The sequence below is a fragment of the Chelonobacter oris genome (assembly GCF_000772535.1).
In the GTDB taxonomy this organism is placed as follows: domain Bacteria; phylum Pseudomonadota; class Gammaproteobacteria; order Enterobacterales; family Pasteurellaceae; genus Chelonobacter; species Chelonobacter oris.
In genome coordinates this window covers 1-26,500 of sequence record NZ_JSUM01000012.1, presented here as the reverse complement: position 1 = coordinate 26,500, position 26,500 = coordinate 1, and the positions used below count along the sequence as shown (strand labels likewise).

General features: G+C 45.9%; 21 protein-coding genes. 6 read left to right on the top strand and 15 right to left on the bottom strand.

Going from position 1 to position 26,500, the window contains the following annotated elements; translation table 11 throughout:
• Nucleotides 1-3: 3 nt before the first annotated feature.
• The 7 genes from OA57_RS07475 to serS form a co-directional block, all read right to left on the bottom strand.
• The gene (locus tag OA57_RS07475) at nucleotides 4-1,026 is read right to left on the bottom strand and encodes an amidohydrolase family protein (protein ID WP_034615777.1); all 1,023 of its coding nucleotides are present in this window, start codon (nucleotides 1,024-1,026) and stop codon (nucleotides 4-6) included.
• A gap of 11 nt (nucleotides 1,027-1,037) precedes the next feature.
• Nucleotides 1,038-1,301 carry a type 1 glutamine amidotransferase family protein gene (locus tag OA57_RS07470; protein WP_034615965.1) on the bottom strand — a complete coding sequence of 88 codons (264 nt, stop codon included), beginning with the start codon at nucleotides 1,299-1,301 and terminating at the stop codon, nucleotides 1,038-1,040.
• 304 nt (nucleotides 1,302-1,605) lie between these two features.
• Complete coding sequence (locus OA57_RS07465) at nucleotides 1,606-2,553, bottom strand: aldo/keto reductase (RefSeq protein WP_034615774.1); 948 nt, start codon at nucleotides 2,551-2,553, stop codon at nucleotides 1,606-1,608.
• A gap of 158 nt (nucleotides 2,554-2,711) precedes the next feature.
• Complete coding sequence (locus tag OA57_RS07460) at nucleotides 2,712-3,788, bottom strand: carboxymuconolactone decarboxylase family protein (RefSeq protein WP_084589893.1); 1,077 nt, start codon at nucleotides 3,786-3,788, stop codon at nucleotides 2,712-2,714.
• Nucleotides 3,789-3,850: 62 nt separating this feature from the next.
• Nucleotides 3,851-4,801 (bottom strand): aldo/keto reductase, encoded by a 951-nt coding sequence (locus tag OA57_RS07455; protein ID WP_034615772.1) that lies wholly within the window; start codon nucleotides 4,799-4,801, stop codon nucleotides 3,851-3,853.
• A gap of 267 nt (nucleotides 4,802-5,068) precedes the next feature.
• Nucleotides 5,069-7,222, bottom strand: a complete 2,154-nt coding sequence (locus tag OA57_RS12260; RefSeq protein WP_084589892.1) for a calcium-binding protein — start codon at nucleotides 7,220-7,222, stop codon at nucleotides 5,069-5,071.
• 212 nt (nucleotides 7,223-7,434) lie between these two features.
• Nucleotides 7,435-8,724, bottom strand: coding sequence for a serine--tRNA ligase (gene serS, locus OA57_RS07445; protein ID WP_034615769.1), 1,290 nt, complete (start codon nucleotides 8,722-8,724; stop codon nucleotides 7,435-7,437).
• Nucleotides 8,725-9,024: 300 nt separating this feature from the next.
• Here serS and OA57_RS07440 point away from each other — a divergent pair, with 300 nt between their 5' ends.
• The 6 genes from OA57_RS07440 (at nucleotide 9,025) to OA57_RS07415 (ending at nucleotide 16,674) form a co-directional block, all read left to right on the top strand.
• Nucleotides 9,025-10,233 (top strand): aldose 1-epimerase family protein, encoded by a 1,209-nt coding sequence (locus OA57_RS07440; protein WP_034615766.1) that lies wholly within the window; start codon nucleotides 9,025-9,027, stop codon nucleotides 10,231-10,233.
• A gap of 206 nt (nucleotides 10,234-10,439) precedes the next feature.
• A complete protein-coding gene (aldA, locus tag OA57_RS07435; protein ID WP_034615764.1) occupies nucleotides 10,440-11,891 on the top strand; it encodes an aldehyde dehydrogenase in 1,452 nt (483 codons plus the stop codon).
• 261 nt (nucleotides 11,892-12,152) lie between these two features.
• The gene (locus OA57_RS07430) at nucleotides 12,153-13,733 is read left to right on the top strand and encodes an L-lactate permease (RefSeq protein ID WP_034615762.1); all 1,581 of its coding nucleotides are present in this window, start codon (nucleotides 12,153-12,155) and stop codon (nucleotides 13,731-13,733) included.
• Between the two features lie 72 nt (nucleotides 13,734-13,805).
• On the top strand, nucleotides 13,806-14,525 hold the full coding sequence (locus OA57_RS07425; RefSeq protein WP_034615761.1) for a (Fe-S)-binding protein: 720 nt from the start codon (nucleotides 13,806-13,808) through the stop codon (nucleotides 14,523-14,525).
• Between the two features lie 10 nt (nucleotides 14,526-14,535).
• Complete coding sequence (locus tag OA57_RS07420; RefSeq protein ID WP_034615758.1) at nucleotides 14,536-15,939, top strand: LutB/LldF family L-lactate oxidation iron-sulfur protein; 1,404 nt, start codon at nucleotides 14,536-14,538, stop codon at nucleotides 15,937-15,939.
• 30 nt (nucleotides 15,940-15,969) lie between these two features.
• Nucleotides 15,970-16,674 (top strand): LutC/YkgG family protein, encoded by a 705-nt coding sequence (locus OA57_RS07415; RefSeq protein WP_034615755.1) that lies wholly within the window; start codon nucleotides 15,970-15,972, stop codon nucleotides 16,672-16,674.
• 82 nt (nucleotides 16,675-16,756) lie between these two features.
• Here the strand turns inward: OA57_RS07415 and OA57_RS07410 are convergent, their stop codons facing one another.
• The 8 genes from OA57_RS07410 to OA57_RS07380 all read right to left on the bottom strand — a co-directional run.
• Nucleotides 16,757-21,418 carry a hemagglutinin repeat-containing protein gene (locus OA57_RS07410; protein WP_034615752.1) on the bottom strand — a complete coding sequence of 1,554 codons (4,662 nt, stop codon included), beginning with the start codon at nucleotides 21,416-21,418 and terminating at the stop codon, nucleotides 16,757-16,759.
• Between the two features lie 34 nt (nucleotides 21,419-21,452).
• Nucleotides 21,453-23,108: a ShlB/FhaC/HecB family hemolysin secretion/activation protein gene (locus OA57_RS07405; protein WP_052122426.1), complete on the bottom strand. Its 1,656-nt coding sequence runs from the start codon at nucleotides 23,106-23,108 to the stop codon at nucleotides 21,453-21,455.
• Between the two features lie 470 nt (nucleotides 23,109-23,578).
• Entirely contained in the window at nucleotides 23,579-23,764 is a 186-nt protein-coding gene (locus OA57_RS12970; RefSeq protein WP_084589891.1) for a VENN motif pre-toxin domain-containing protein, read from the bottom strand.
• Nucleotides 23,765-23,836: 72 nt separating this feature from the next.
• Nucleotides 23,837-24,202 carry a hypothetical protein gene (locus OA57_RS07400; RefSeq protein WP_034615749.1) on the bottom strand — a complete coding sequence of 122 codons (366 nt, stop codon included), beginning with the start codon at nucleotides 24,200-24,202 and terminating at the stop codon, nucleotides 23,837-23,839.
• The gene (locus OA57_RS07395; RefSeq protein ID WP_034615747.1) at nucleotides 24,199-25,050 is read right to left on the bottom strand and encodes a VENN motif pre-toxin domain-containing protein; all 852 of its coding nucleotides are present in this window, start codon (nucleotides 25,048-25,050) and stop codon (nucleotides 24,199-24,201) included. Before OA57_RS07395 ends, OA57_RS07400 begins: the two co-directional genes overlap by 4 nt.
• Nucleotides 25,037-25,387 carry an Imm8 family immunity protein gene (locus OA57_RS07390; protein ID WP_034615746.1) on the bottom strand — a complete coding sequence of 117 codons (351 nt, stop codon included), beginning with the start codon at nucleotides 25,385-25,387 and terminating at the stop codon, nucleotides 25,037-25,039. The genes OA57_RS07395 and OA57_RS07390 overlap by 14 nt, the downstream gene beginning before the upstream one ends.
• Before the next feature lie 129 nt (nucleotides 25,388-25,516).
• Complete coding sequence (locus tag OA57_RS07385) at nucleotides 25,517-25,900, bottom strand: hypothetical protein (protein WP_034615743.1); 384 nt, start codon at nucleotides 25,898-25,900, stop codon at nucleotides 25,517-25,519.
• A gap of 131 nt (nucleotides 25,901-26,031) precedes the next feature.
• The coding region (locus OA57_RS07380; protein WP_034615740.1) for a VENN motif pre-toxin domain-containing protein at nucleotides 26,032-26,500 on the bottom strand (469 nt) is incomplete at its 5' end.

Sequence of the window (26,500 nt, the reverse complement as noted above, 5' to 3'; positions counted from 1 at the left end):
TTCCTATAATTTAAATAAACGCTCTGCATTTTTGTAGGCGATTTTTTCTTTATCTTCTTGAGCGATATCTAAGTTTTCCAACCATTGTCTTGCTCCGTTCATAGAGAGATAAGGGTAATCCACTGAAAAGAGAATGCGATCCGCCCCCACAATCGCGCGGTTAAAAACAAAGTGCGGATTGCTCATCATACCGCTCGGGGTAACATAGACCTGCGCCTTAAAGGTTTCCGTAATCGTGCGTTTTAAACCCGTTGCCTGTTGCGGAATGCTGTCGTCCAAGCGTTGCAGATAATAAGGCACAAGTTCGCCCCAATGTCCCATAATGACGTTCAATTGAGGAAATTTGTCAAACACACCGCCCAAAATCATACGAATAAGTTGAATGCCCGCCTCGTTATGCCACCCCCAGGCAAACATGGAAAGACGTGCCGACACTTCACGTTTAAAACCGGCGTAATAGGCTTGCTGAACCTGTTCAAACGGCAACCCCGGATGTAAAAAAAGCGGCATTTCAAGCGCATCGAGTTTCGCCAGCACCGCTTCATACTCGACATTATCGAGCCATTTTTCACTTGGCCGCCCGTTAATCAACACGCCTTTAAAACCTAATTTATGTACACGTTCAAGCTCACTCACCGCCGCATTCACATCTTGCCAGGGCAAATAGGCAAACCCGCCGAAGCGGCTTGGATTCGACCGCATTTTTTCGCTTAAGTAATCGTTCGCCGCACGAATCGCCTGCACGCCTGCCGCCCCTTCTACCAATTGCGGCAAACCGGCATAAGACAGCATTTGCATATCAATGCCATACTCATCCATCTCACGAAGACGCCCTTCGCCGACATCCGCCAGTTTTTTCAAAGAATCACCGGCGGCGATCACCTGAGGACGGCTTGGATCGGTAATACTGTCGGCGACGTCTTTTCCCCAATCGAGTAAGAAAGGGGCTTGCGCCAACATGGCGGGCATCATCACTTTTGCCAACGCCGGACTTTGTATATGTTCTTCTACCGCAATAATTTTCATCGGTTTGTTTCCTATAGCGCCGGCGTATTTTCTAAACGTGAATATAAATCCCGTTCGTTCCAATATGTTGCATTCACGCTATCGGTTAAATCGAAACCGTCAATCGGTGGAATCCCGCCACGCACAGAGGCGATCACGGTCGATAAACCGGCGTTTTCCATTTCATTCAACGCATGGGTTAATTCCGCCAGAAAAAAACCTGTCGGAATACCGCTTTTGCCTTTGATTGGCGCACTGGTTACAACACATAAAACGGGTTTGATTGAATTTGTCATTTTTTATTCCTGCTTAAAAGGCCGCAAAGTGCGGTTGGATTCGAATTTGTTTCGCAAGCCGATTGCTTGATACGGCGTATTATAAAATGTTCAATTAAAATGATAAGACTACCTTTAATTAACTGATTATTAGATTTAACCAAACAATAAAATCTGAACTTTGCTCCCAAAAAAAACGGTGAGATTGCTTGCCAATTTTGCAAAAATCCCACCGCTTATAAGTAGAAACTAACTAAACTAACTCCGCACATTCAATAAATTGTCATAACGTGAGGTCGATTTTCAGGGCGTTTGGTTTAGCTCGCTACTCGTTGCCGAATGTCGAGAACTTCGTTTGTTTATCCAAATTACTGATTTGTGCCATCTCTTTCTCGCTTAGCGCAAAATCAAAAATCGCAATGTTTTCTTTGATATGCGCCGGATTGCTTGAACCGGGAATGGCAATATTGCCTGCCTGTAACTGCCAACGGAGTAAAATTTGCGCCGGTGTTTTATTGTGGGCTTTTGCCGTCGCAACAATGGTCGGATCGGCAAATAACACGTCTTTACCACCGTTACCGTAGCTGTTGCGTCCGCCGAGCGGATACCAAGCCTCCATTTGTGTGCCGTATTGCCGTAAGAAGGCTTTAGTATGCTTATCTTGGTTGTAAATATGGACTTCATTTTGTACAACGGCCGGAGTGACAGTCGCCACTTTCATGATGTCGCCAAAGGTTTTTTGATGGTAATTCGACAAACCGATTGCGCGCAATTTGCCTGCTTGCACGAATTTTTCCATCACTTTCCAAGCCTCGGTGTCATGTGTATCGGGATAGTGCAACAGCAATAAGTCGATGTAATCGGTATCGAGTAATTTCAAGCGTTCATTGATGGCTTTTTCAGCGTCGGCGTAATCACGACTGCCGTAAATTTTCGTAGTGATGAAAATCTGATCGCGCGGAATGCCTGAATTGCGAACCGCACGCCCCACCGCCTCTTCGTTACGGTACATCCGAGCGGTATCGATTAAACGGTAACCCGATTTTAACGCTTCGGTGACGGATTTTTCCGCTTGTTCCGGGCTAAGCGTCCACATACCGATACCGATAATCGGCATTTCGATCCCATTATTGAGCGTCACTGTGCGTTTTTCAAAATCAAAAGGGTGAAACCTGTTTTCGCCGACTTGCGCAGCTTTTACCAGACTGTTTGGCAAAATGGCGAACAGTGACGTTGCCGCTAATGTTTTTAAAGTTTGACGACGAGATACCATATTTTCCCCCTTCTCAAATACAAGTTATCGGTTTTTCAACATATGAAAAATACAAAGGTCGATTATCTCCACAAGCCGCCCTAAGGCTTCCTGCTTATTCGCTGATAAAAAAATTGTCGCAATGCCGGAGATTCGACCGCACTTTACGTCTTGCTTGATTATTTCAGTTTGCCGTAATCTTCGTCCGAAACCGGTTCTAACCACTCGTTGCCGCTGTTCTCGCCTGCAACTTCAATGGCTAAATGTTGAAACCATTCGTTTGGGGCGGCACCATGCCAATGCTTCGTATTGGCAGGAATGTGAACGATGTCGCCTGCTTTAAGCACTTGGGCGGCTTTGCCCCACTCTTGGTAATAGCCACGCCCTGCGGTGACAATCAACATTTGACCGCCGCCTTTGGTCGCACGGTGAATGTGCCAGTTATTGCGCGTACCGGGTTCAAACGTCACGTTGCCGATCACGACTTGGTCGAGCGAGAGCATATTTAAATAACTTTTGCCGACAAAATAGTCGGCGTAAGCCGTGTTTTCGTCACCTGCCGGAAACGGGCTCATTTCTTTCGGATTCAATACATTTTTTACGGCGTTGATTTGTTCATCGGTTATGCCGTTTTTCTTACTGATACCGATATGGGCATTGAGTTGACTCTCCACGCCGACGAGTTGGTTTAATGCGGCGACGGTCACGATTTCCCGCTCTTGCCAGCTTAAGAGGTCGCTGGCGAAAATATCGCCGAATAAATGGGTTTTCAAATAACGATCGATATCCGGTGAAAGTGCGGAAAGATCCACCGCTTGTCCGACTAACTCGGTTTGGGTTTGGGTGCCTTTTTGTGCCATATCGGCATTAGCCGGAAGTGCGGTCGGCTCACGCCCGGTTTCCGTTTTCACTCCTTTCGCTTGACGCGCTTTCACACTTTCCACCAAGGCATTTAAGCCGTTTAGACTTCGTGGAAAGCCCGTGTAAGCATAAAGTTGTACCATGACGTCTTTGAGCTCATTGACGGTCAAGCCGTTATCCAATGCCTGATCAACGGCAATTTTAAGATTCGGGATATCACCTTTCGCCGTCAGCGCAGCGATTTGTGCCAGCGAAAATTGTCGAGTTGAAAGGCTCATTTGCATTTCTCCTTGTGCTGTCTGTTGTGTCGCAGGTTTTGTGTCAGTGGCAAAGGTTGTCGCAGGCAAAGTAAAAAGTGCGGTTGAAAAAATAAGCGTTTTAATCATAAATTTCATTTTACACCTGTCATTGAAGATGACAAGCGAGCAAAATTTTGCAACCGCCTGTCGAGTGAGATTTATACCATTGGGTTTTCCCAAGCACCGCGGGTATCCACGCCGGTTTCTTTAGCAAGACGTTCCAGTTCTGCCGCTTCATCAGCCGAAAGATTTAACTTCATCGCTTTCGCCGCATCGGTCACATGATGCAATTTGGTTGCACCCAAAATCGGCACCGTGCCTTTGGCAATCGCATATGCCACCGCAATTTGCGCTACGCTTGCCGCTTGTTTTTCTCCGATTGCACGCATTTTGTCGGTTAATTTGACTAATTGGGGTAATACCTTATTATAAGTATCGCCGCGTCCGGAACCGATCGGCATTGGATTTTCCGGACTGTATTTGCCGCTTAATGCACCTTGTTCAAGTGTCATATAGGCAAAGAAGACAATACCGTTTTGTTTGCAGTAATCCAAAATGCCGGCGTCTTCTGAGGCGCGATACAGTAAGCTGAAATGGTTTTGAACGGCATCGATCTTGAAACCTGCCGGCGCTAAAATCTCGTTTACACGCTTAATTTGCGCTAAATTGTGGTTTGATACGCCCACGGCTTTAACTTTGCCCGCTTTTAACAACGGAATTAAGCCGCTTGTCCAGCGTTCTACGTCCGACGGATTATGAATCCAATAAATATCAATGTAATCGGTATTAAAACGTGCCGCACTTGCATTAAACATTTTTTCTACGGAATTGTCGTACATCTCTGCTAATTGCGGGGTAAATTTCGTCGAAATCACAAGATCCGTGCGGTTATAGTCGCGCATCAATTCGCCCAAAATCGCTTCCGATGCCCCTAAGCCATAAGCCGTTGCCGTGTCAAACGCATTCAAACCGTTTTCTAACGCGACTTTAAACACCTCTTTTACATCTTTTGCCGAAATACTGTTGCCAAATACCTGATCGCCGCCATACAGACCACCGCCCCAAGACCAAGTACCCAACATAATTTTGGGTAAACTTATGTTTTCCATATCCTGCCCTTCTTTTGAGTATTCGTTGAAAATATCACCATTATAGGCAAATAATTTATGATGATAAGAAGCTGAATACCTAACTCTTTATTAGATAAAAACGAATAATAAGATAGGAAATCCGACAGGCTTGCAGAAAAAAGAATAAAAAAAACAGATTGTTCGATGAAAAGTGCGGTATACACGTTGTCAATAGCGTCGCCCTCGGTAGTCCAATTCGCAAATCATAAGCAAAATACGGAAATCCGACAGCAGCGCTATTGCAAGCTAGGCGATTAAGTTGATCGGTTGTTCATAATAATCGGGTTTATGCTGATAAGCGGCAAGTTGCTCCGCGTGCGAACCGCTGATGGTGATGTCGCTGAATTCAAACTGTTCGATTCTATGCATGTAGCCGGAGAACGGTTTAAACCAATCTTGTACGGTGACGCTGTCATCACTTTCACGTAATGCCACGATCAGGTTTTTCTCATCACGGAAGAAAGATGCTTGTTCAATTTTAATATCCGTCAATTTAAGCGAGTCTCTGCCGACAAACGGGTCGAAATCACGGATAACATCACGCCCCGAATGGCGTTCGAATACATAAGTGTCGTTGCCTAAGCCACCTTCCAGCACGTCATTTCCTTCACCGCCGTTTAAGATGTCATGACCGGCACCGCCAATCAGCCAATCGTTGCCTTTGCCGCCGTGTAAACCGTCGTTGCCCAATTCACCGCGCAGTATATTATTCCCGTCATTGCCTTGAATCACATTATTTAAAATATTGCCTGAGCCGTTGATATGTTCATCGCCGATGAGGGTTAAATTTTCTAAATAAGATCCCAATTTATAGGAAATGGCGCTGATGACGGTGTCCGTGCCTTGCCCGATGCCTTCGAGAATAACATCATTTTTGTTATCGACATAATAGCTGTCGTTGCCGGCGCCGCCGTACATTTTATCGGCACCGCCGCCGCCATTGAGCATATCATTACCCTGCCCGCCGAACATAATATCATCACCGCTTCCGGCCGAGATTTGATCGTCATAACGGCTGCCGATCACGACATGATGATCCGCACTTTCCGTATCACTGAAAAACAGCCCTTGCTCTTCGTGATAACTTAAAATCCAATCGTGATTTTTACCCGAACGCAAATCCGATAATAAGGTTCCTTTTTCGATGAGATTCAGCCGGTTTAATTGCTGAACCATGTCTGAAATCAACTGCGTCCTGACCGTATCTGCGCTAGAAAAATACAGTGCATCTTGTTTAATCTCAAAGAACGGTTGAGGCGCTTCGCCAAGGGGCGTGTGGTAGTAATAATCGATCACCAGATTTAGCAATGCGCTGCGCAATTGCGGGTGTTTCACCACTGAATTGGCTTCAAGGTTATCAATCGAGGTTGCCACCCGCTCAAGATCCGCTAAAAATCCCTGCAAGAAACTATATGATTTTCCTGCCGAAATAGCGTGCATTTCCTGCTGTAAAAATTGAATCAAGGTGCTGGTTTGGCTGTTGGCATAGGTCGAGGATTGATAATTCTCTAAGTTTTGGAAAATTTCGGGAAAATAAACCGAAAGTGCGGTTATTTTTGGTGCAATCATCGGCAGCACCAGCAGTTCTAAACCGTGATAGGTAAACGGCGATAAGGTCAATTCGCCGGCGTCCGCTTTAATCAGATTCAGCTCACCGATTTTTAACGCCGCCAACCCTTGTTGTAAAAATGCAAAACCGTCGGTTAAAAATTCGCCTCGCAAGGCATAGGACAATACATTTTGTTCACCACGAATGTCTAGCGGATACAAGGCATTTTTCAGCACCAATGCACTGAACATATCGCCCAACACGGCTTTCAATTCCGCCACCGGCTTTTCTACGGTGTAATAGCCGTTGAGATCCGCATCATCGGCATAGCCTAACTGTTTCAACAGTGCCTGTATTTTTTCTGCAACGGCTTTTGTGGCGGCCAAACGGAAAGGCGCTTGATCAAATGTGACGGCGGGTTTATCGAAAAATCCCGCCATTAACGATGCCAAGCCGCCGCCGAGGGAATGGCCTGCAAAAACCACTTGTTTATCGGGGTGTTGTGCGGTGACTTCCTGATAATACACCGCCGCATCAAAAAGTTGCTGATGGGATTTGCCTGCTAAGGCAATTTCAAAATCGGCAATCCACTCTTTTAAATCATCGACATTAGTTCCGGCAAAGGCAATCACGATTTGCTCCCCTTTGCTATACGCTTTTGCTTCAAAACCGCTCTGTTTATTTTGCACATATCCCAAATTGCCGCTTAACGTCGCTTTGGACGAAAGTGCGGTATCCAACACTTGCCAACCGTTCGGCAGGCTGAACATATTATTTTCGTGTCGGGAAATATCATTGGAATTGGCGACAAGTGCCGCTAGCTCAAGGGTGGGAATAAGGACTGAATTCATGGTTGCTGTCTCGCTAAACAGTTAATCGGGTGATTAATTTTATAGTGATACGACTCAAAAACCCAAGAGTTATTTCGCATTGTAAATGTAAGATATTCCCGATTTTTTTTGACTAAATTTAATCTTTACTTGAATTAATCTCAACCGTCCAATAAAAAATCCTTTTCAGGGGTATGCCCGAAAAGGATTTAAACGATTAAAGTGCGGTCAAGCTATTTTCCGATAAACGCCAAGCCGCCCATATACGGTTGTAATACCGCCGGAACGGCAATCGAGCCGTCGGCTTGCTGATAATTTTCCAGCACCGCAACCAACGTGCGTCCGACCGCCAACCCCGAACCGTTAAGGGTGTGCACCAAACGGGTTTTCTTATCGCCTTTGGCACGACAACGCGCCTGCATACGGCGTGCTTGGAAATCCCACATATTGGAGCAGGACGAAATTTCACGGTAGGTATTTTGTGCCGGCAGCCACACTTCCAAATCATAGGTTTTTGCCGAACCAAAGCCCATATCGCCGCTGCACAATAATACTTTCCGGTATGGCAAGCCCAGCAACTGTAATACTTTCTCGGCATGTCCGGTCAGCTCTTCCAGCGCTTCCATCGATTTTTCCGGCGCAACGATTTGCACCATTTCCACTTTGTCAAACTGGTGCATGCGGATCAAGCCGCGAGTATCACGCCCGTAAGATCCCGCTTCAGAGCGGAAACACGGCGTATGTGCCGTCATCTTGATCGGCAGTTGCTCTTCGTCCAAAATTTCACCACGCACCATATTGGTCACCGGCACTTCCGCCGTCGGTATCAAGGCGTAAGGCTGTTCGTCTTCCAATGCATCGGTGTGAAACAAATCTTCACCGAATTTCGGCAATTGCCCCGTGCCGTATAACGTTTCATGGTTGACCAGATACGGCACATAAGTTTCCAGATAACCGTGCTGTTCGGTATGCAAATCAAGCATAAACTGGCTTAAAGCGCGGTGCAGCTTGGCGATTTGCCCTTTCATGACTACAAAACGCGCACCAGCCAATTTGACGCCGGCAGCAAAATCCAGTCCGTCGGCATTTTCACCCAACGTGACATGATCCTGCACGCCGAAGTCATATTGTTTCGGTTCGCCCCAGCGCAACACTTCCAAATTTTCACTTTCATCTTTGCCCAACGGCACTTCGTCGGCAGGAATGTTCGGAATATTGAGGGCAATTTGCTGCATTTCATTTTGCACCTGCTCAAGTGCGGTTTTGGCATCGTTTAATGCATTCCCCATTGAATCCACTTCTGCCAATAACGCCTGAATATCCTCGCCTCTGGCTTTTGCCGCCCCGATACTTTTGGAACGGGCATTGCGCTCCGCCTGTAAAGTTTCGGTCTTCACCTGCAACACCTTACGCTGCTCTTCCAATTCACTGATTTTAGCGGTATCGAGTGTGAAATGACGTCTGATTCGCAGTTTTTCGGCAGTTTCTGCCAGATTATTACGCAATAAATTAGGATCAATCATGTTATTTGCCTGTTTAATGAATTATAGGGCGGAAAACCGCACTTTATTAAAAAAGTATCGGATATTTTAGCCCTTATTACTATAAGTGACTAGTGTAAAATGGAAATTCTTACACGGTTAATCTGAAATCATGAATCTCTGTCTTTCCTCTTTTTCAAGTCGATAGATTTTCTGTGATCAAGCTCACCAAATGAAGTAATTTTAAATATTCAACGGCTATTTTTTGGCTACAATTAAGTCAGCTTAATCGTTTTTTCTACTGTTTATAAAGAATGAACCCAACCAAAAGGAGCTGTTATTATGAAGCGTTCACTTATTGCAATCACTTTGCTTTCCCTGATTTCCACCCCGATCATTGCCAAAGAATTTGTGATTACCGATGCTCAGGCTGCCACCGATGTCGGCAACTGGCATATCGACAATAAAGCCTTGGGCATTGACAAGACATTCAGCGTCACCCAGCGGGTTTTACACGGCGGAAAACAGGCAGGCGTACGCGTTATCGATATTGACAATGGGGTTATGACGATTAGCCTGATCCCAACTCGCGGCATGAATATCTTTGAAGTCAAAAGCGGCGATATCCGCTTAGGCTGGGACTCTCCGGTCAAAGAAATTGTCAATCCGTCTTTTATTGAACTGGAAAGCCGCAACGGATTGGGCTGGCTTGACGGTTTCAACGAAATGATGGTGCGCTGCGGATTCGAATGGACAGGACATCCCGGGGTTGACGATGACGGCCAATTGTTGAGCCTGCACGGGCGTGTCGGCAATACGCCGGCTTCTACCGTGATCGTCGATATTGCCGAACAAGCCCCTTATACCATCACTGTTAAAGGTGCAGTCTATGAAAAAACCTTCAAAAAAAATGACTATGAAGTTTGGGCGGGTTTAACCGTTGTGCCGGGTGAAAAATCATTCTCCCTACACGATCAGCTGACCAATCTGGGGGATTATGAAAACGAATACCAAATTATTTATCACAGCAACTACGGACAACCGTTATTGGAAGAAGGGGCGAAATTCAGTGCGCCAATCAAAGAAGTTTCGCCGTTTAATCAACGTGCTGTCGGAGAAATGAATCGTTGGAATCAATACGCCGCCCCAACAGTCGATTACGATGAAACCGTCTATAACATTGTGCCTTATGCCGACAGCAACGGTAAAACGCTCGCCATGCTGGAAAATAAGCGCGGAGACAAAGGGATTGCCGTCAGCTTTGATACCAAACAGCTGCCGGTTTTAACCATGTGGAAAAATACCGATACCCTGAAACAAGGCTATGTCACCGGAATTGAGCCGGGAACCAGCTACGCCTATAACCGTAAATATCAGCGTGAATTGGGACTTGTGCCGAAAATCAAACCGGGCGAGCAAAAAACATTTGACCTGACTTTCACTATTTTGGACAGTAAAGAAGCCGTACAAAAAACAGCGCAAGCGATTGCCGACATTCAAGGTGGCAAACCAATCGCCGTGTTGGAAACACCATTGGTAAACTTACCTTAGATTTTTATCGCACGTTCACCTAATAGGCGCCGTCGGCTTGATTCGGCGCCTTATTTGTTGTGTTATCAGGAATAAGCAACCGCACTTTTGTTATTTTTTTGATAATTAATTGTTAATTTTGTGAACTTGAACACCTTCTTTATCGGCAAAATCGGCTATAGTTGAAGCAATCCGTTTCAACCATCCATCAATCCAACGAGGTGCCTATGTCACAATCAACGAAAACATTAGCGATGTATATCAACGGTCAATTTGTTACCGATTTTAACGGGACCTACCGTGATGTCTTGAATCCGGCGACAGAAGAGGTCATTGCTCATGAACCGAAAGGCGGTACAACGGAAGTTGATTTGGCGGTTGAAGCCGCAAAACAAGCACAGACCGAGTGGGAACACACGCCGGCAGTGCAACGCGGCGCATATTTGCGCAAAATCGCACAGGGGATTCGTGAACGTGCGCAAGAACTGACCGCTACGATTGTTGCCGAGGGCGGAAAAACCAAAGAGTTGGCCGAGGTAGAAGTGTTGTTTACCGCCGATTATCTGGATTATCAGGCTGAGTGGGCGCGCCGTTATGAGGGCGAAATTATTCAAAGCGATCGGCCGAACGAAAATATTTTGTTATTTAAACGCCCGCACGGTGTCGTTGCCGGTATTCTGCCGTGGAATTTTCCGTTTTTCCTGATCGCCCGCAAAATGGGGCCGGCACTGCTGACCGGCAATACGATTGTGGTCAAACCCTCCAGCATTACCCCGATCAATGCGTTTATTTTTGCCGAAATCGTCCATGCCGCCGGCCTGCCGAAAGGCGTGTTTAACGTGGTTAACGGTGCGGGAGCGGAGATCGGCAGCCATCTGGCACAACACCCGCGAGTGGATTTGGTCAGCCTGACCGGCTCAGTCGAAGCCGGTCGGCAAGTGATGATCGCTGCGGCACAAAATATTACCAAAGTTTCTTTGGAATTGGGCGGAAAAGCACCGGCAATCGTGTTGAAAGATGCCGATTTGGATTTAGCGGTCAAATCCATCGTCGCCTCACGGGTTATCAACAGCGGACAAGTGTGCAATTGTGCCGAGCGGGTGTATGTGCAGCAAGAGGTTCATGACGCCTTTGTTGCCAAACTGACCGCCGCTATGCAACAAGTGCGGTTTGGTAATCCGGCCGCTGCGCAAGATACGCTGGATATGGGGCCGCTTGTTGAAAAAAGAGCGGTTGATGCCGTTGCCGCCAAAGTGGAAAAAGCGGTCAAGCAAGGCGCAACTTTGCATTTGGGCGGCAAACGCCCACAACAAAAAGGCTTTTTCTTCGAACCGACGATTTTGACCGATGTCAAAAACGACATGGACATTATGCATGAAGAAACCTTTGGGCCGGTTCTGCCGATAGCCGCCTTCAACACCCTTGATGAAGCGGTGGCAATGGCAAACGACAGCATATTCGGTTTAACCAGCTCGGTTTATACCGAAAGTTTGAACGATGCCTTCTATATCACCCGCCGCCTGCAATTCGGTGAAACCTATATCAATCGAGAAAATTTTGAAGCCATGCAAGGCTTTCATGCCGGCTGGAAACAATCCGGTATCGGCGGCGCCGACGGTAAACACGGGCTGGAAGAATATTTATTGACACAAACGGTTTATCTGCAAACACCGCGTTAACCCCGCTTATCCGTCATTCTGCCGACCGCACTTTACGGCGTCACGCCGATTAAAGTGCGGTTTGGTTTTGATCGCTGGCGAAATTTTCTTCAATTAAACCAAAATCATACCGTTCCTTATTATTTTGATCACAAACTTGAGATCTATATCACAACTCTATTTCTTTTATTACATTATGATAACAATCCCTAATAACAATACATTGTCTATGGTTAATGTTGCACATTAATTAAATTAATTTTTTTAATACAGGATGTTTAAATGGCTTTAACACTCAGTCTTTTTCCGATTGTTTTACTGATCTATTTAATGGTGAAACGTAACAGCACCCCTTCCTTTATCGCCTTACCGTTGATTGCGCTGTTGGTTTACGTCTTACAGCTGACCTACTTCGATCAAGATTTCATGCTGGTCAACGCTAATGTGATTTCCGGCATTATCGCCACCCAAACACCGGTAACCATTATTTTCGGTGCGATTTTGTTTAATCGAATGATGGAAATCTCAGGATCAATCAATGTCCTGCGCCGCTGGCTGTCGAATATCAACCCAAATCCGATCGCCCAATTGATGATTATCGGCTGGGCGTTCGCTTTCATGATTGAAGGCGCATCGGGTTTCGGCACGCCTGCCGCTATCGCCGCGCCGATTCTGGTCGGACTGGGCTTCAATCCGATAAAAGTCGCCGTATTTGCTTTAGTGATGAACTCCGTACCGGTTTCATTCGGTGCGGTCGGCACGCCGACTTGGTTCGGTTTTGCGCCGTTGAATCTGGACGATGAAACGCTGATGGATATCGGCTATAAAACCGCCTTTATCCACTTTATTGCCGGTTTTGTCATTCCGGTGATGGCGCTGCGTTTTGTCAGCAGCTGGCAGGAAATCCGCAAAAACCTGCTGTTTATCTATTTAAGCATTGTCTCCTGCACCGTGCCGTATCTGTTGCTCGCCAGTGTCAATTATGAGTTTCCGGCGCTGGTCGGCGGGGCTGTCGGCTTGCTTATCTCGATTTTATTGGCCAATCAAGGCATCGGGCTGCGTAAAACCGATTCGCAAGAAGCGGCGGAACGCGTGCCGTTCGTCACGCTGTTCAAAGCCATGTTGCCGACGTTATTGTTAATCGGCATTCTCATCGTCACACGGATCCACCAACTGGGACTGAAAGCCTTACTGAATGACGCAACCACGTGGTTCTCGGTGTCACTGGGGCAATTCGGTCAATTTGAAGTCAGCCGTGCGTTGATTTTGTCACTGAAAAACATTCTGGGACAAGGTGTCAGCGACAGCTATAAAACCCTGTATGTGCCGTCACTGATTCCGTTTATCGTTACGGTTTTGATTTCACTCGCACTTTTCAAACTGAACGGCACACAGTCAAAATCCATTTTTTTCAGTACGTTCCAGCAAACTAAAAAACCGTTTTTCGCGCTAATCGGCGCCTTGATTATGGTAAAATTAATGCTGTTGGGCGGCGAAAATTCGATGGTGCAAACGATCGGGCGTGATTTTGCGGCGGCAACCGGATCTAACTGGACCTATTTCTCCGCCTATCTGGGCGCAATCGGCTCGTTTTTTTCCGGTTCCAATACGGTATCCAATTTGACGTTCGGCGGCATTCAATATTCGATTGCACAGACAACCGCACTTTCAGTACCGTTGATTCTGGCATTGCAATCCGTCGGTGGGGCGATGGGAAATATGGTCTGTATCAATAATGTTATCGCCGTTTGTTCTGTTTTAGATGTCAAAAATCAAGAAGGCACCATCATCAAAAAAACCGTCGTACCGATGTTTATCTACGGTGTGATTGCGGCGTTGGTCGCAACCCTGATTTTATCTTAATGTTTAAATCGCTGAGATTAAACATCGCCGCTGATTTATCGGCGGCATGTCTTATTTTGTTGGAGTATATCAATGAACGTTAATTTTTATGTAACTTGCATTGCCGACGCGCTGAAAGCCAATGTCGCCAAGCAAAGTGTCTTGCTGCTCGAACAGCTCGGCTGTGAGATCACATTTTTAGAAAAGCAGGGCTGTTGCGGCCAACCGGCTCTCAACAGCGGCTACAGTAAACAAGCCGTTCCGGCGATGAAAAACCTGATCACCACCTTTGAAGCCAACGACTACCCGATTGTCGCACCTGCCGGCTCCTGCGTGTATGCGATTAAAACCTATGCCGAATATTTGAAAGACGAACCGGAATGGGCGCAAAGAGCGGTTCGTGTGGCGGATCGCTTTCATGATTTGACCGATTTTATCGTGAATAAAATCGGACAGACCGATGTCGGCGCCAAACTGGACGGCAAAGCCGTTTATCACCCGTCATGCAGCCTGTTCCGCAAACTCGGCGTCCAAGACGAACCCGTCAAACTGTTGCAGCAGGTTCAAGGGCTGGAGTTGCTGCCGATTCACAATCAGACCACCTGCTGCGGTTTCGGCGGCACGTTTTCCGTGAAAATGGCGGAAATTTCCGGCGAAATGGTGACGGAAAAAGCCGAACATATTCAGGAAGTCCGACCGGATTATCTTATCGGGGCCGATGTCAGTTGTTTAATCAATATCGGCGGTCGCCTGAAACGGGAAGGCAGCCCGATTAAAGTCATGCATATCGCCGAAGTATTGATGAGTCGTTAAGGAGAATATTATGTCATTAAGAACCAGTGAAATTCCGTTCAAAGAGCGGCTTAACGATGAAATTCACAATGAAGTGATGCGCAAAGCGGTGGTAATGGCGCAAGAGCGGATCGGCGCCAACCGTCAAAAAATGGTGGACGAATTGGGGCATTGGGAAGAGTGGCGCGAACAGGCAAAAGCCATTCGTAACCATGTGCTGGAAAATTTAGATGCTTATCTGTATCAACTGTCGGAAAAAGTGACCGCTAACGGCGGACAGGTTTATTTTGCCGATACCGCACAGGACGCCACCGATTACATCAAAAAAATCGCCTTGCAAAAACAGGCTAAAAAAGTGGTGAAATCCAAATCGATGGTTACGGAAGAAATCGGCTTAAACCACGTGCTGGAAGCGGAAAACATCAAGGTGATCGAAAGCGATCTGGGCGAATATATTCTGCAGCTGGCCGGCGACAAACCGTCGCATATCGTTGTGCCGGCCATTCATAAAGATCGTTATCAGATTCGCAATGTCTTGCATGAAAAGCTGGGATATCAGGGCGAAGCCACACCGGAAGAGATGACGCTGTTTATCCGCGAAACCATTCGCAAAGATTTTATCGAGGCGGATATCGGCATCAGCGGCTGTAACTTTGCCGTTGCCGAAACCGGCAGTGTCTGTCTAGTGACCAACGAAGGCAACCTCCGCCTCGCCACTACTCTGCCGAAAACCCATATTGCCGTCATGGGCATGGAACGTTTGGCACCGACATTCGAAGAAGTCGATATTTTAATCACATTGCTGGCACGAAGTGCGGTCGGCGCTCGTTTGACCAGTTATAACACTTGGTTGACCGGCCCTCGTCTCGCCGGCGAAACCGACGGCCCGGAAGAGTTTCATTTAGTCATTGTCGATAACGGCCGTTCAAAAGCGTTAGGCAGCGAATTTAACGATATTCTGCGCTGTATCCGTTGCGGCGCCTGTCTGAACGTATGCCCGGCTTACCGTCAAATGGGCGGCCACAGCTACGGCTCCATCTATCCCGGCCCGATCGGTTCGGTACTGTCGCCAATTTTAGGCGGCTACGACGATTTCAAGGATCTGCCGTATGCCTGCTCGCTCTGCACCGCCTGTAATCAGGTCTGTCCGGTAAAAATTCCGCTGGCAAATCTGTTACTGAAACATCGCGGTAACATGGTCGAACAAGGCATCACCCCGACCTTAGAAAAACTGTCCGTACGTCTGTTTACCCTTGCCAATAATCACCCTGCTCTCTGGAAAGTCGGCATGAATATCGGAGCAAAACTGAGTAAAAAACTGATTAAAAACGGCAAAGCGCCGCTGAATGTCGGCGCCGTTTCAGAATGGACCAAAGCCCGTGATCTGCCGGAAGCAGAGGGCGAAAGTTTCCGTCAATGGTTTAAAAACCGCTGATTTGAACACAACGGATTCAAGGAAAACACTATGTTAGATCAACAAAACAGACAGCAATTTTTAGATCATCTGGCAACACAGCTGGGCAGACCGTTGCGCAAAGAGGCGGTAGGCGGCTATCAAACGGTGACAACCCGTCCGACCACCCGCTTAACCGAACTGAACGACGAACAGCGCTGTGCCGAATTCGTCAAGGTTGCCACGGAGGTGATGGCGGTCGAATGCGTTTTGACATCGCCCGCCGATGCACCAACCGCACTTTTGCAACTGTGTGAGAAACTACAAGGCGGCGAGGTGATTCTAAACGATGATCCCCGTCTGAGCGAATACGGGTTAACCCAAGTCGTACAGAAGCGCTACACCACACATATCTGGTCGGCGGAAACGGGCGAACAAAACCGCACTTTCGCCGAAAAAGCCAATATCGGCATTGTGTTTGCCGAATACGGGCTGACCGAATCGGGCGGCATTGTGCTGTATTCCTCCGCCGAGCGCGGGCGCGCCACCAGCCTGTTGCCGCAAATCTCGATTGCCGTGGTGAAAAAAAGTACTATTTTGCCGCGTGTCGCACAGCTTGCCACTATTCTGCACCACAAGGCACAACAAGGCGAACGTATGCCGTCTTGCGTCAATATCATTTCCGGCCCGAGCGCCACCGCCGACATTGAGCTGGTGAAAGTCATCGGCGTACACGGCCCGATTAAACAAGTTTATCTGATTATCGAAGATATTTGATCTAAACGATTTATCGGCAATAAAAAATGCGCTTTTCTAAATGAAAAGCGCATTGATTTTTGTATGGCAATTACCGGTATCGTTAACGTTTCGTCACTTCACCGATTTCAGCCGTTGCCGTGGTTGACTCTTGGCTGATGCTGCCGTTGATCAACGGAAACTTGCCGTCTTTCAAATCTTTTACCGCTTCTTGAATCAATAGCGGAATATTATTTGAAATAGTGACTTCACCGCTATAACGGTTGTTATGCCCGTCGATATTTTTGGTATCGACCGATCCGCTGCTCAAATTCGGTTTGCCGTTTTCAGCCGTTACGCTTGCACCGGTCAATTGAGTATGATTTTTCACCGTCAAGTCTACCGTGCCGCCCTGAATTCCGGCGGCACTCACCACTTGATCCTGCGATACAATACTGCCCGATACCACCAAGGATGACGGTTTGGCGGTTTTGCCGGTCAGCGGATTATGTTCGGCAAAGCCGGCTTGCTCCGCCGCCGAATTGACCGCTGCCGTCACTTTCCCTTTGACCGCATCAGTGGTTTTGGTTGACGGTACCGCTTTCATCACGCCGTTCAATGCCCCGTTATTTTTGCCGTTGGTCACCGTCAGATCCAGATTAAAGCCGAATGCCTGCTCCGAATCCTTGCGGCTCTCCACCGTTAAATTGCCGCCGATATCGCCTTTAACCGCATCGGCATGGATATTCGCACCGGACAATGTCAGATCATTGCCGGTTTTAACGGTCACTTGCTTACCGTCAATCCGACTGTTCAGCTGAACGGCTTTCTCTTTCTTCTCAATCGCAATGCTTAAATCGGCATTGCCGTCTTGTGTGGTTTTATCTTCAGCGTTGACTTTTTTGATACTGCCGCCGCCGCCCAGCTTAACCGCACGGTTATCTTTGTGTTCGCTGTTGGTACGGGACTCAATCACAATGCCGCCGTTCTGCGCCGTTAAATTCACATTGTCACCTTGCAATGAACCGCCGGCGATGTGAATGGCGTTGGTCTGCGTTGATCCTGCGCTCACATTGATATCTTTCGCTGTGAATGCCGCGGCTTGATAGTCGGTTGTTGCTTGATCGCTTTTCTTCACATTGACACCGATTTTCAACGAACCGTTTTTGGCCGCTTTATCGCCTTCGGTCGAACCGCCGCCACCGCCTAAATTAACAGACCAATCCAGCCCCTGATCACGGCTTGAACCCTGTGCCGCGCTGATCACCGCACTTTGTTTCGCCGTGACCGTCACCTTATCAGCCTTGCCGTTCATGCCTTGCAGCAATACATTGTCACCGCTCAGCGTCATGCTGTTGACCGCAATTTCACCCGCTTTGGCAACCACCGACTGCGAATCGGCATTATTAGCACCGCCGCCGATTCCGCCTGAACCGGATTTGCTGCTACTGCTGATACCGGCTGACAGGTTAAGATCCACATTAAAGCCGTTTTTACTGCTCTCTTTAACGTTATTGGCCTGCACCAATTTGACGTTACCGTTGCTGTTCAGGTTTAAACCGCCTTTCTCAGACCGCACTTGGTTGCCTTCCAGCACGATGCCTTTATCGGCGGTAATCTGAATATCGGCAACCGAATTAAAACCGCCGACTACTGCTTCCGAGTTGAATTCACGCCCTTCGCTGTGTCCGCCTTTGCCTTTTGCCGTAATGGTAATGTCTTGTCCGGTAGAGGTCGCAACCCCCAATGAGGCTTCGCCTTTATCTTCAACCGTATTGACGGTTTTGGTATTGGCGGCGGCTACATTGGCATAATCCTGCGTTTTCAAGCGGATTCCGCCTGCCGTTGCCGTGTAGCTTGTCGCTTCATCACGAATACTGTCGGCGGTTGCCGCCACGCTGCCGGCCTGAATTTGAACACCTGTCGCTTGGCTGCTTTCGCTGTGCTCGACTTTGGTTCCGCCGCTGAATTTCACGGTCACATTGGCGTTTGGCGCCCCGATTGCATTGACAGATGCAAACGCACCGACCGGATTCCCGTCCGCCAGACCGTTCACGGCTTTTTCAATCGGGCGGGTAATACCGCCGATATCCGCACTGGCCCCGACATCATGCTTAAAGGTTGTGGTCGTTGTTTTACCGGTTTCGCTATTTGTCGCCGCTTTGCGTTGAATCGTTGCGGCATTTTCACTTAAAGCGCCGCCGATTTGGTGTTTTCCGCCTTCGTACTGCAATGCGTTTTTCGCATTCAGTGACAAATCACCGCTGATTTCACTTGAAGATTCAAGTGCGGTCGACGTTTCTTTCTCGCTGCCGGTTTTCGTCAAACCGCTTTCCAATCCGATAGTGACACGATCCATTCCGCCGCCGGCATAAACCCCGAAACCGGCTTTTTTGTTTTCCTTATTCACCACTGCGGTGTCTTGCTGTGCGGTAATACGGATATTTTCAGCATTCACACCGGCGTTGCCTTTATCGGTTTTCAGCGTCGAGCCTTTGATGTTGACATCTTTTTCACTGGACACTGTGATGGTTCCGCCTTGCACCGTGCTGCCCAAATGTGACGTTTCGCTGCGGGCTTCGGCTGTGCTTTCAAGCTCAATTCCGACACCGGCACGATACTGTTTATCACCGTCTTGCCCGGCATACGCCGAGCCTCTCAGCTCACGGGTTTTGCTCTGGCGATCCAAGGTTTGTCTGGCACCCTCAATATCGATGTTTCCGACCGCTTTCAGGTTCAACTGCTCCGCCACCTTGATCAAACTGCCGATAATGGCAATATTCTGGTTGGAAATAATGTCAAATTTGGCATTGGAAACCAATTCGGATTGTTTGGCTTTTTCGGTTTTCTCATCACTGAATTGTGAATCTTTGGTGATGTTGAACACCGTGCCGTTACGCTGCTCAATAATCTCATGGCTGAAATTGGTTGCATTATCCACGTTTACCGAACCGGTTTTGGATTGCGCATAACCGCCTTTATCCGCCACAATTTTACTGCCCTGCACCTGTACACCTTGATCGCCGCTGACAATAATCATGCCTTTACTTTCGATTTCGGACGCCACTTGTAACTTGTCGCTACGGTTGTTGTCTTTATCGTAACCACCGCCGATCCCGCCCCAATAAACTTGGTTGTCACGTGTGACTTTATTGTTGCTGATTTGCTGCGCGCCGACATTGACTTTGCCGTTGGCATTCAACAGAATATCTCCGCTGCCGATAATGTCGGTGCCGGTAATATTGACATTTTTTGCGGCGGAAACACCGATTGCACCGTCACCGGCCAACTCTGTTTTATACAAATGCTCCTGTTCCGTGACAATATTCCAACTGCCGGTTTCCAGACTGGCGGTGTGGTTGCGTTTATTGCCGACATCAAGATCCGTCACTTTTTCAACACTGCCGTTGGTGAAGACGTTGCCTTTATCGGCTCTGACCGACAATTGCTTTTTGCCCTCAATCAAACCGCCCTGAATATTAACATCATATTCTGTCGCCCGAATGGTGGTCTCATCGGCTCGAAAACTATTCCCGACCTGCGTTTCAACGGTGTTGACTCGGGTTTGATTATGCTCCCACGAGTATTTCCAGTTGTGATCCAACTCGGTATTTTTAGACGTCAGTTTTTGTGAATCCAAATTCACCTTTCTGCCGACTACATTCAATGATTTTGCCTGAATATTGCTTGCGGTGGAATTCACGCTGTTTTTTGCCGCCAATACCACTTTATCGCCCCGAATATCAGTACCCTTCCAACTTTGGCTCTCTTTTTCGGCACGTTTCTTGCTGGCGCCGTTATGTGCCGAGTAATTCCCGTCACGTTGGATTGTTTCGGTTTTTTCGCTTATTTTGCCGGTCAGCTTCACATCTTGTCCAATCGCACTGACATTGCCTTTAACGTCCGCCGCCACAAAATTAATCACGCTGACGGCTTTTACATTCAAACCGCTTTGATCGCTCGTTTGAATATCCCCACTGAGATTTACGCCGTTGCCGGCACCGGTGCTGACAATGTTAATCCGCCCTGCCTGCATACCGCCGACATAATAACCGTCCAGCCCGACCTCACGGTTTTGTCTGTTGACCACTTTTTTCGTTTCATAATCGACGCTATTACGACCGGTAAACGCATTAATTTCTTGTTTTGCTTTAATTTGCCCCGACGCATTGATCTTCGGTGCAACTAAATCCAGTACATCACTGCCCGATACGCCTTTCCCTTTAATGTCCAAACTGTTCTTATTGTTTGCGGTTTTCAGGTTTTTAATCTTGCCCTGATCGATTTCAGCCTGTCCGACTACCATTGAGGCGCGCGGCACATTGATAAAACCGCAGCCGTCACAGGTAATGCCGTTCGGGTTTGCCAATACATAATCGGCGGCCATGCCGAAAACTTCCTGTTGCCCCAACAACAACGACGGATTACGGCTGACCACTTCATTCAAGATCACTTTCGCCGCCTGATCATTTTTTAAATTCGGATTGGCATTCAGTTCGCCCGCCAATTGGGATTTTCCGTCTTTCAGTGAATTGTTCAATACCGCACCGGCTTGATTCACATTATATTTATCATACGTATTGTGCGATAATCCCTGAGCATTCGGGGTCACAATTTCCACCACCGACGCACCGTTTGCCGCTACGCCGATAACCGTCGGCGCCGAGTGGCCGCCGCCGACAATATCCTGATTCGCATGTGATACAGCAGCGGTTATCCCGCCTAATAAAGCAATACTTAATGTACAACTCAGCTTGCCGCTGAATGACAATTTAAAAGATCGCATAATTTTTCCTCTATTTAAGATTATTGGTTTTCGATTAAAAATACAGGGTAATTTTGCCTAAAAATCGGCTTTCATTTTGTCGGCCGGGCGATGAAACAAACCACCCGCGATCAAAAGAAAAGGATCCGCTTAACTGCTGATAACCCAAGCGAATCCCAAAGCTGGTTCCGACCGCACTTTGCCAGGCATTCGTGCTTTTTCGGTTAAATAATCGTCCTGCGTCAACTCCGATATAAGGCGCTAAACGCACCGCACCGTAGCTTATCGGATAGGACAAGGTATTACGCAAATACCAGCCGCTGTCGCTGCTGAGGCTCAATTCGTCAAAGCCCCGTACGACATGGCGTCCGGTTAAATCAAACGTTTCCATTGACGGCAGACGATCCCGCGAATATTGCGCAGCAAAGTGGTGATTCATCTGAAAGGACTTTTCCGCCATTGTCATTGAATATTGCCAATCCGCACTTGCACTCCATTTCGTAAAGTGCGGTTCGGTCAAACGACCGCTATCGGCAGCACTCGCCCCAAAAATTCCCAATCCTTTCTGAATGCCGAGATTCAGCGTCAATGTACCGTTCTCCAGCACACGCAACTGATCGAAACTGAGATCAACCACGCTTAAGCGTATATTTTGATCCGGATGCCGATAGCCCAACAGCTCACTGCGGCTCTGTTTATGGCTCAAACCGATACTCAGCGTATTGATCTTACGCTGATCTCGTGAAAGCACCCGATCCAAACGCGCCCCGATTTGCCGACTTGAGCCGTTATAACGTGCGCCGGACAACGGCAAAAGCGAAGACGATTCGGCTTGAGATGCAAATAGGCTCGCCGTCCAATAGCCGTACGGAATAAAATACAATGCACTTGATGTGCGGTTATAACCAATTGAGCGATCGGTTAAATTCCGGCTGTGGTTCAACGATAAAAAATCCGAATGTCCACTAAAATTATCTACACTTAACCCAATGCGCCCCAAGGTTCGCCCTGTACGCCGATTGCCGTAATTATCTACTGAAAAAGAGACGTGATAAGGCGATTTCCGCTGATTTTTCAAGCGTAAAATCGAGCTGCCGAATTTCGTACCGGGCACAATATCCAGCGTAACCTGATTGGATTGCAGCCGATTCAATTGATCCAACCCTTGATCCAAATCACGGATATTCAGCGCATTACCCTGCATATTCGGAAACACATTGCCGACCGAAAACCGATCGTCATCACTTTCGATTGCCTCTAACACACCTTCCACGACATGCAGCCGCAAGGTATTATTTTCATCTAACGGCGCAAACACCACGCGCGTTGTAATATAGCCTTTATCCAAATAACGCCGGGTCAACTCTCTGACCAAACGATTAACATTTTCATCGTTAATACAGTCGCCGGGAATGGTCGATAAACCCGCCAAATCTTGTTTGTCTAACAAAGTAATACCTGAAAGCTGTACGCCGTTAATCGGCAAACAGTGTGTCGACAATGCCTCATCTGAAGATTCTTCGAGCGATTGATCTTTTTGTGCCGACAGCTGTTGATAGCGGTTTTGTTCAATCTGTTGTTGAATCTCACGCTCACTGTCACGCAAACTCTGCTCGTGCTGAACGGCGACTTCCGCCGCTACACTAAACGGCATTCCGATCAAAAACGGGAGCAACCCCTTTCCGACCGCACTTTTAATCGTTGACTTCATAAACTATCCGTTGAAATAATAACCACCAATAATAATAACTAATAGTTATTAAATTTGTGGAATGATATAGACTTGAGAATTATTCGCAATAATATTTACGAAAAATATGATTTCCGAGTAGTCCTATAAAAAACTGACTAAAAATCAAAAAGTAATAAAAGGAAAGGAATAATAGAAGAAGCGATTATATAGAGGACATCGCCGACACTTAAATCACAAAAAGTAAATTTGTGATCCGGCTCTCGCTTTTTGTAAGAGATTACATTTCATGACTTCGTTTGGCGTGCGGAAAGGTTTTTTAAAATTTCATACTCACTTGATAAATATATCATATATCACCTGCACTGCCGGTACCCGTTTCGTTCATGGCTGACATCACGCCCATACAGGTAATTCACATCCGATACGTTGTAATGCGTTTCGAGCAAATCGCCGCCGGAATTCATCACGGTATCTCTTTTTTACATACATTAATATGCATGAATATGCATGCAACCTTTAACGGCTATATTCATTAACGCATTATTCTCAACCGTACTTTTCGCTACTTCAGCCCCTTGATATGCGTCGGTTCCATTATTTGCCACCGCTACCGCACTTAGTGCGCCCACAACTTGACTGAGGCTTGAGATGGTTTCTTTCTCGTCGGCGGTCAGTTCGTTCGCTGCTTTGCCATAAAGCTATTCGATTAAACTCCGTGCGGAAATTTCTTCACTGGTTACATCTTATCAACACTGTTCATCAGGATATACATACATTAATCTATAATTATTCTCTAAATAAAAAATACGAATATATTGTTTTCTTAAGCAAAACTCATTATTTGATTCTTTCATTGGAAAAAATCCTAAGGATACAACAAAATTTGATAACGTTTTTTTATCAGCTCTATCAAACTCGAAAAACATCAAAGCTGAGGTTTGGCTAGAATCACGGATCCTTATGATTTTCTCACCAAACTCCTTTTGTAATTCTTTTTTAAATATATCTTTTGTCTCCCAAGAAATTTCTTTCTTATCATTTCCCATATAGGATATATAAACAACAAGCAATACAGAAATAAATAAAACGAATATTCTTCTTACATCAATCATTTTATTTTATCCATCTTATCAGAGCCAGCAGAATATCCTATACCAGTACCTATCGAAAAAAGCTTTTTAGGTTCTGGAGAAATGGTTTCTGAAAAACCAAAACACACCCCATAATAACAGCCTTTTACACCAACACTTTGCCCTTCTAGAGTATTACTTATTACCCTTGAGAGATTATCACCTAAATCTTCTTTTTTTAAGTTAACGATCCAACCTGTTTCCATAGAAATAATTCTCGATGGCTTTGATGTCATATTGGGTGATATTTCATAGCCTCCGAATAAATCTGCATTCCTTGTATTTATGGCTATTTTTGCTGATGCTTCTCCTAGCGCTATGCTACTGGCAAGATAGTGTGGAATTCCCCTATCTGCCAGCTCTTTCAAAGATTGTTTTGATATTTCTTTTTCTACTTCGTCTTGCTTTTCCTTGGCTAATTCTGAAAATAGCATGTCATTAGCAATTTGAGGATTTTTCATCATATGCTTTATCCAATTATTCTCAACTGCTCTTTTCCCTATCTCAGCACTCACGACCGCACTTTGAGTACCATCACCAATTAATGTACCACTTAACCCCGACACAATTTGGCTAAGTGTTAAAACCGTTTCTTTTTGCGATTCAGTCAGTCCTTTAACAGATTTACCATAGAGCCGTTCAGTGAGAATTGGTGCCGTTAACTCGGCTGTTGCAGAGCCTGCCGCACCTACCAACGCATTATTACCCGTTGCACTTGCTTCAATTGCCCCCAGCAAAGTGTGTGCTATTACATTCGCAGACGCATTTCGATGTTTTCCGTGGTTAATCCCAGATAAGAATTTGATGTTATTAATATTATTTATAATCATCAAATTCCCATCGGAAAAGTTTCGACAGTTTATGTGCTATTTCCTCCCAATCGTTCCCATCACAACTATCTATAAATGAATTTATGTACCTAATAATTTCCTTAAAGTTATAATCTTTGACTACGATCGTATTTCTTAATAAAATTGGTTTTCTTTCGTTAAGATCTATCCATTTTGGCGTGCATACAAAAACATCAAAATAATCTATAGAATCATTTTCATTTGCTCCAATACCAAGTAATAATGATACGTGAAAGATATCAATTTCTTTAGGTGAATATTCAGCAGGTTCAAATTCACCGAATAAGTCACTTATTAGTTTTAATTTTGCTTTCATTATTTATCCTCAATATTAAGATGCGCATTTCGATGTTCTCCGTGGTCAATGTACCGGTGCTGAAGCGGTTGTTTTCTGCCGTCGCTTTGCTGTCGATAATGCCGCCTTTCAATCGACTACATACTTTAATTAATTTTGACACTTTTCACTTGGATAGTAATATCTAAACAATTTCTTCCCATCTATTATCAGAATGGAAATTTCTGTTTTTTCATAACAATAATATCCCCCTTTAGGATTAAATCCTAATCTTATTAATTTATCTCGACAATTAGAAAAATAAATATTATTAAAATAAATCAAGCCATAACCAAATGTAGAACTTTTATTATCATATTTTTCAATCCGACCATATTCTTGACTAAGAATATTTATTATTTTAGTGTCATTTCTCTTGTTTTCAATTTTCACTCCATTAACCTTTAAAAATGAGAATAAAAGAAAGAAAATCCATAAAGGTAGCATCATAACACTAGCTATTTTAAGCTTGTTTGTTTTTTTAATTAGATTCATTACTATCTCTTCCTGTTACTTTATATAAATAATCTGAACTAACAGAAACACCACCTCCAGCTCCAACACTTAACAAATATTTAGAATTACCATTAATTACAATCGTCTTAGAAAAAGAACTGCAAACAAGACTATAGCAAAGACTTCCACCAATACTCCCCCTCTAGGGTTTTATTGATCGTCGCACCTAAATTATTACCAAGTTCATACTTATCTAAATTAGTAATCCATCCTATCTGAGTTGACATAGATAATCCTGAAGTGGGTGCAGTCAGTGGATTCATGCCTACTCCAGTGAATATATCGGCAGTTCTAGTATTAACTGCTACTTTTATTGGATACTTATACAGAACCCCTTCTATTATCATATAATGTGGAATTGTGCGAGCCGGTAGTTCTTCTAAAACTTTTTCTTCAATTTTCTTACTTACTGAATTTGCTTTAGAAAGAACAAACATATTATTTGCAACTTCTGGATTTTCTTCAACATACCTAAATAAATTATTCTCAACCGCACTTTTCGCCGTCTCAGCCCCTTGATAAGCATCTGTGCCGTTGTTCGCCATCGCTGCCGCACTTAACGCCCCTACAACTTGACTG

Bases quoted from the DNA above. Each gene is read 5' to 3' on its own strand.
- OA57_RS07475 (WP_034615777.1), bottom strand. From the start codon at position 1,026: ATGAAAATTATTGCGGTAGAAGAACATATACAAAGTCCGGCGTTGGCA.
- OA57_RS07470 (WP_034615965.1), bottom strand. From the start codon at position 1,301: ATGACAAATTCAATCAAACCCGTTTTATGTGTTGTAACCAGTGCGCCA.
- OA57_RS07465 (WP_034615774.1), bottom strand. From the start codon at position 2,553: ATGGTATCTCGTCGTCAAACTTTAAAAACATTAGCGGCAACGTCACTG.
- OA57_RS07460 (WP_084589893.1), bottom strand. From the start codon at position 3,788: ATGAAATTTATGATTAAAACGCTTATTTTTTCAACCGCACTTTTTACT.
- OA57_RS07455 (WP_034615772.1), bottom strand. From the start codon at position 4,801: ATGGAAAACATAAGTTTACCCAAAATTATGTTGGGTACTTGGTCTTGG.
- OA57_RS12260 (WP_084589892.1), bottom strand. From the start codon at position 7,222: ATGAATTCAGTCCTTATTCCCACCCTTGAGCTAGCGGCACTTGTCGCC.
- serS (WP_034615769.1), bottom strand. From the start codon at position 8,724: ATGATTGATCCTAATTTATTGCGTAATAATCTGGCAGAAACTGCCGAA.
- OA57_RS07440 (WP_034615766.1), top strand. From the start codon at position 9,025: ATGAAGCGTTCACTTATTGCAATCACTTTGCTTTCCCTGATTTCCACC.
- aldA (WP_034615764.1), top strand. From the start codon at position 10,440: ATGTCACAATCAACGAAAACATTAGCGATGTATATCAACGGTCAATTT.
- OA57_RS07430 (WP_034615762.1), top strand. From the start codon at position 12,153: ATGGCTTTAACACTCAGTCTTTTTCCGATTGTTTTACTGATCTATTTA.
- OA57_RS07425 (WP_034615761.1), top strand. From the start codon at position 13,806: ATGAACGTTAATTTTTATGTAACTTGCATTGCCGACGCGCTGAAAGCC.
- OA57_RS07420 (WP_034615758.1), top strand. From the start codon at position 14,536: ATGTCATTAAGAACCAGTGAAATTCCGTTCAAAGAGCGGCTTAACGAT.
- OA57_RS07415 (WP_034615755.1), top strand. From the start codon at position 15,970: ATGTTAGATCAACAAAACAGACAGCAATTTTTAGATCATCTGGCAACA.
- OA57_RS07410 (WP_034615752.1), bottom strand. From the start codon at position 21,418: ATGCGATCTTTTAAATTGTCATTCAGCGGCAAGCTGAGTTGTACATTA.
- OA57_RS07405 (WP_052122426.1), bottom strand. From the start codon at position 23,108: ATGAAGTCAACGATTAAAAGTGCGGTCGGAAAGGGGTTGCTCCCGTTT.
- OA57_RS07400 (WP_034615749.1), bottom strand. From the start codon at position 24,202: ATGATTGATGTAAGAAGAATATTCGTTTTATTTATTTCTGTATTGCTT.
- OA57_RS07395 (WP_034615747.1), bottom strand. From the start codon at position 25,050: ATGATTATAAATAATATTAATAACATCAAATTCTTATCTGGGATTAAC.
- OA57_RS07390 (WP_034615746.1), bottom strand. From the start codon at position 25,387: ATGAAAGCAAAATTAAAACTAATAAGTGACTTATTCGGTGAATTTGAA.
- OA57_RS07385 (WP_034615743.1), bottom strand. From the start codon at position 25,900: ATGAATCTAATTAAAAAAACAAACAAGCTTAAAATAGCTAGTGTTATG.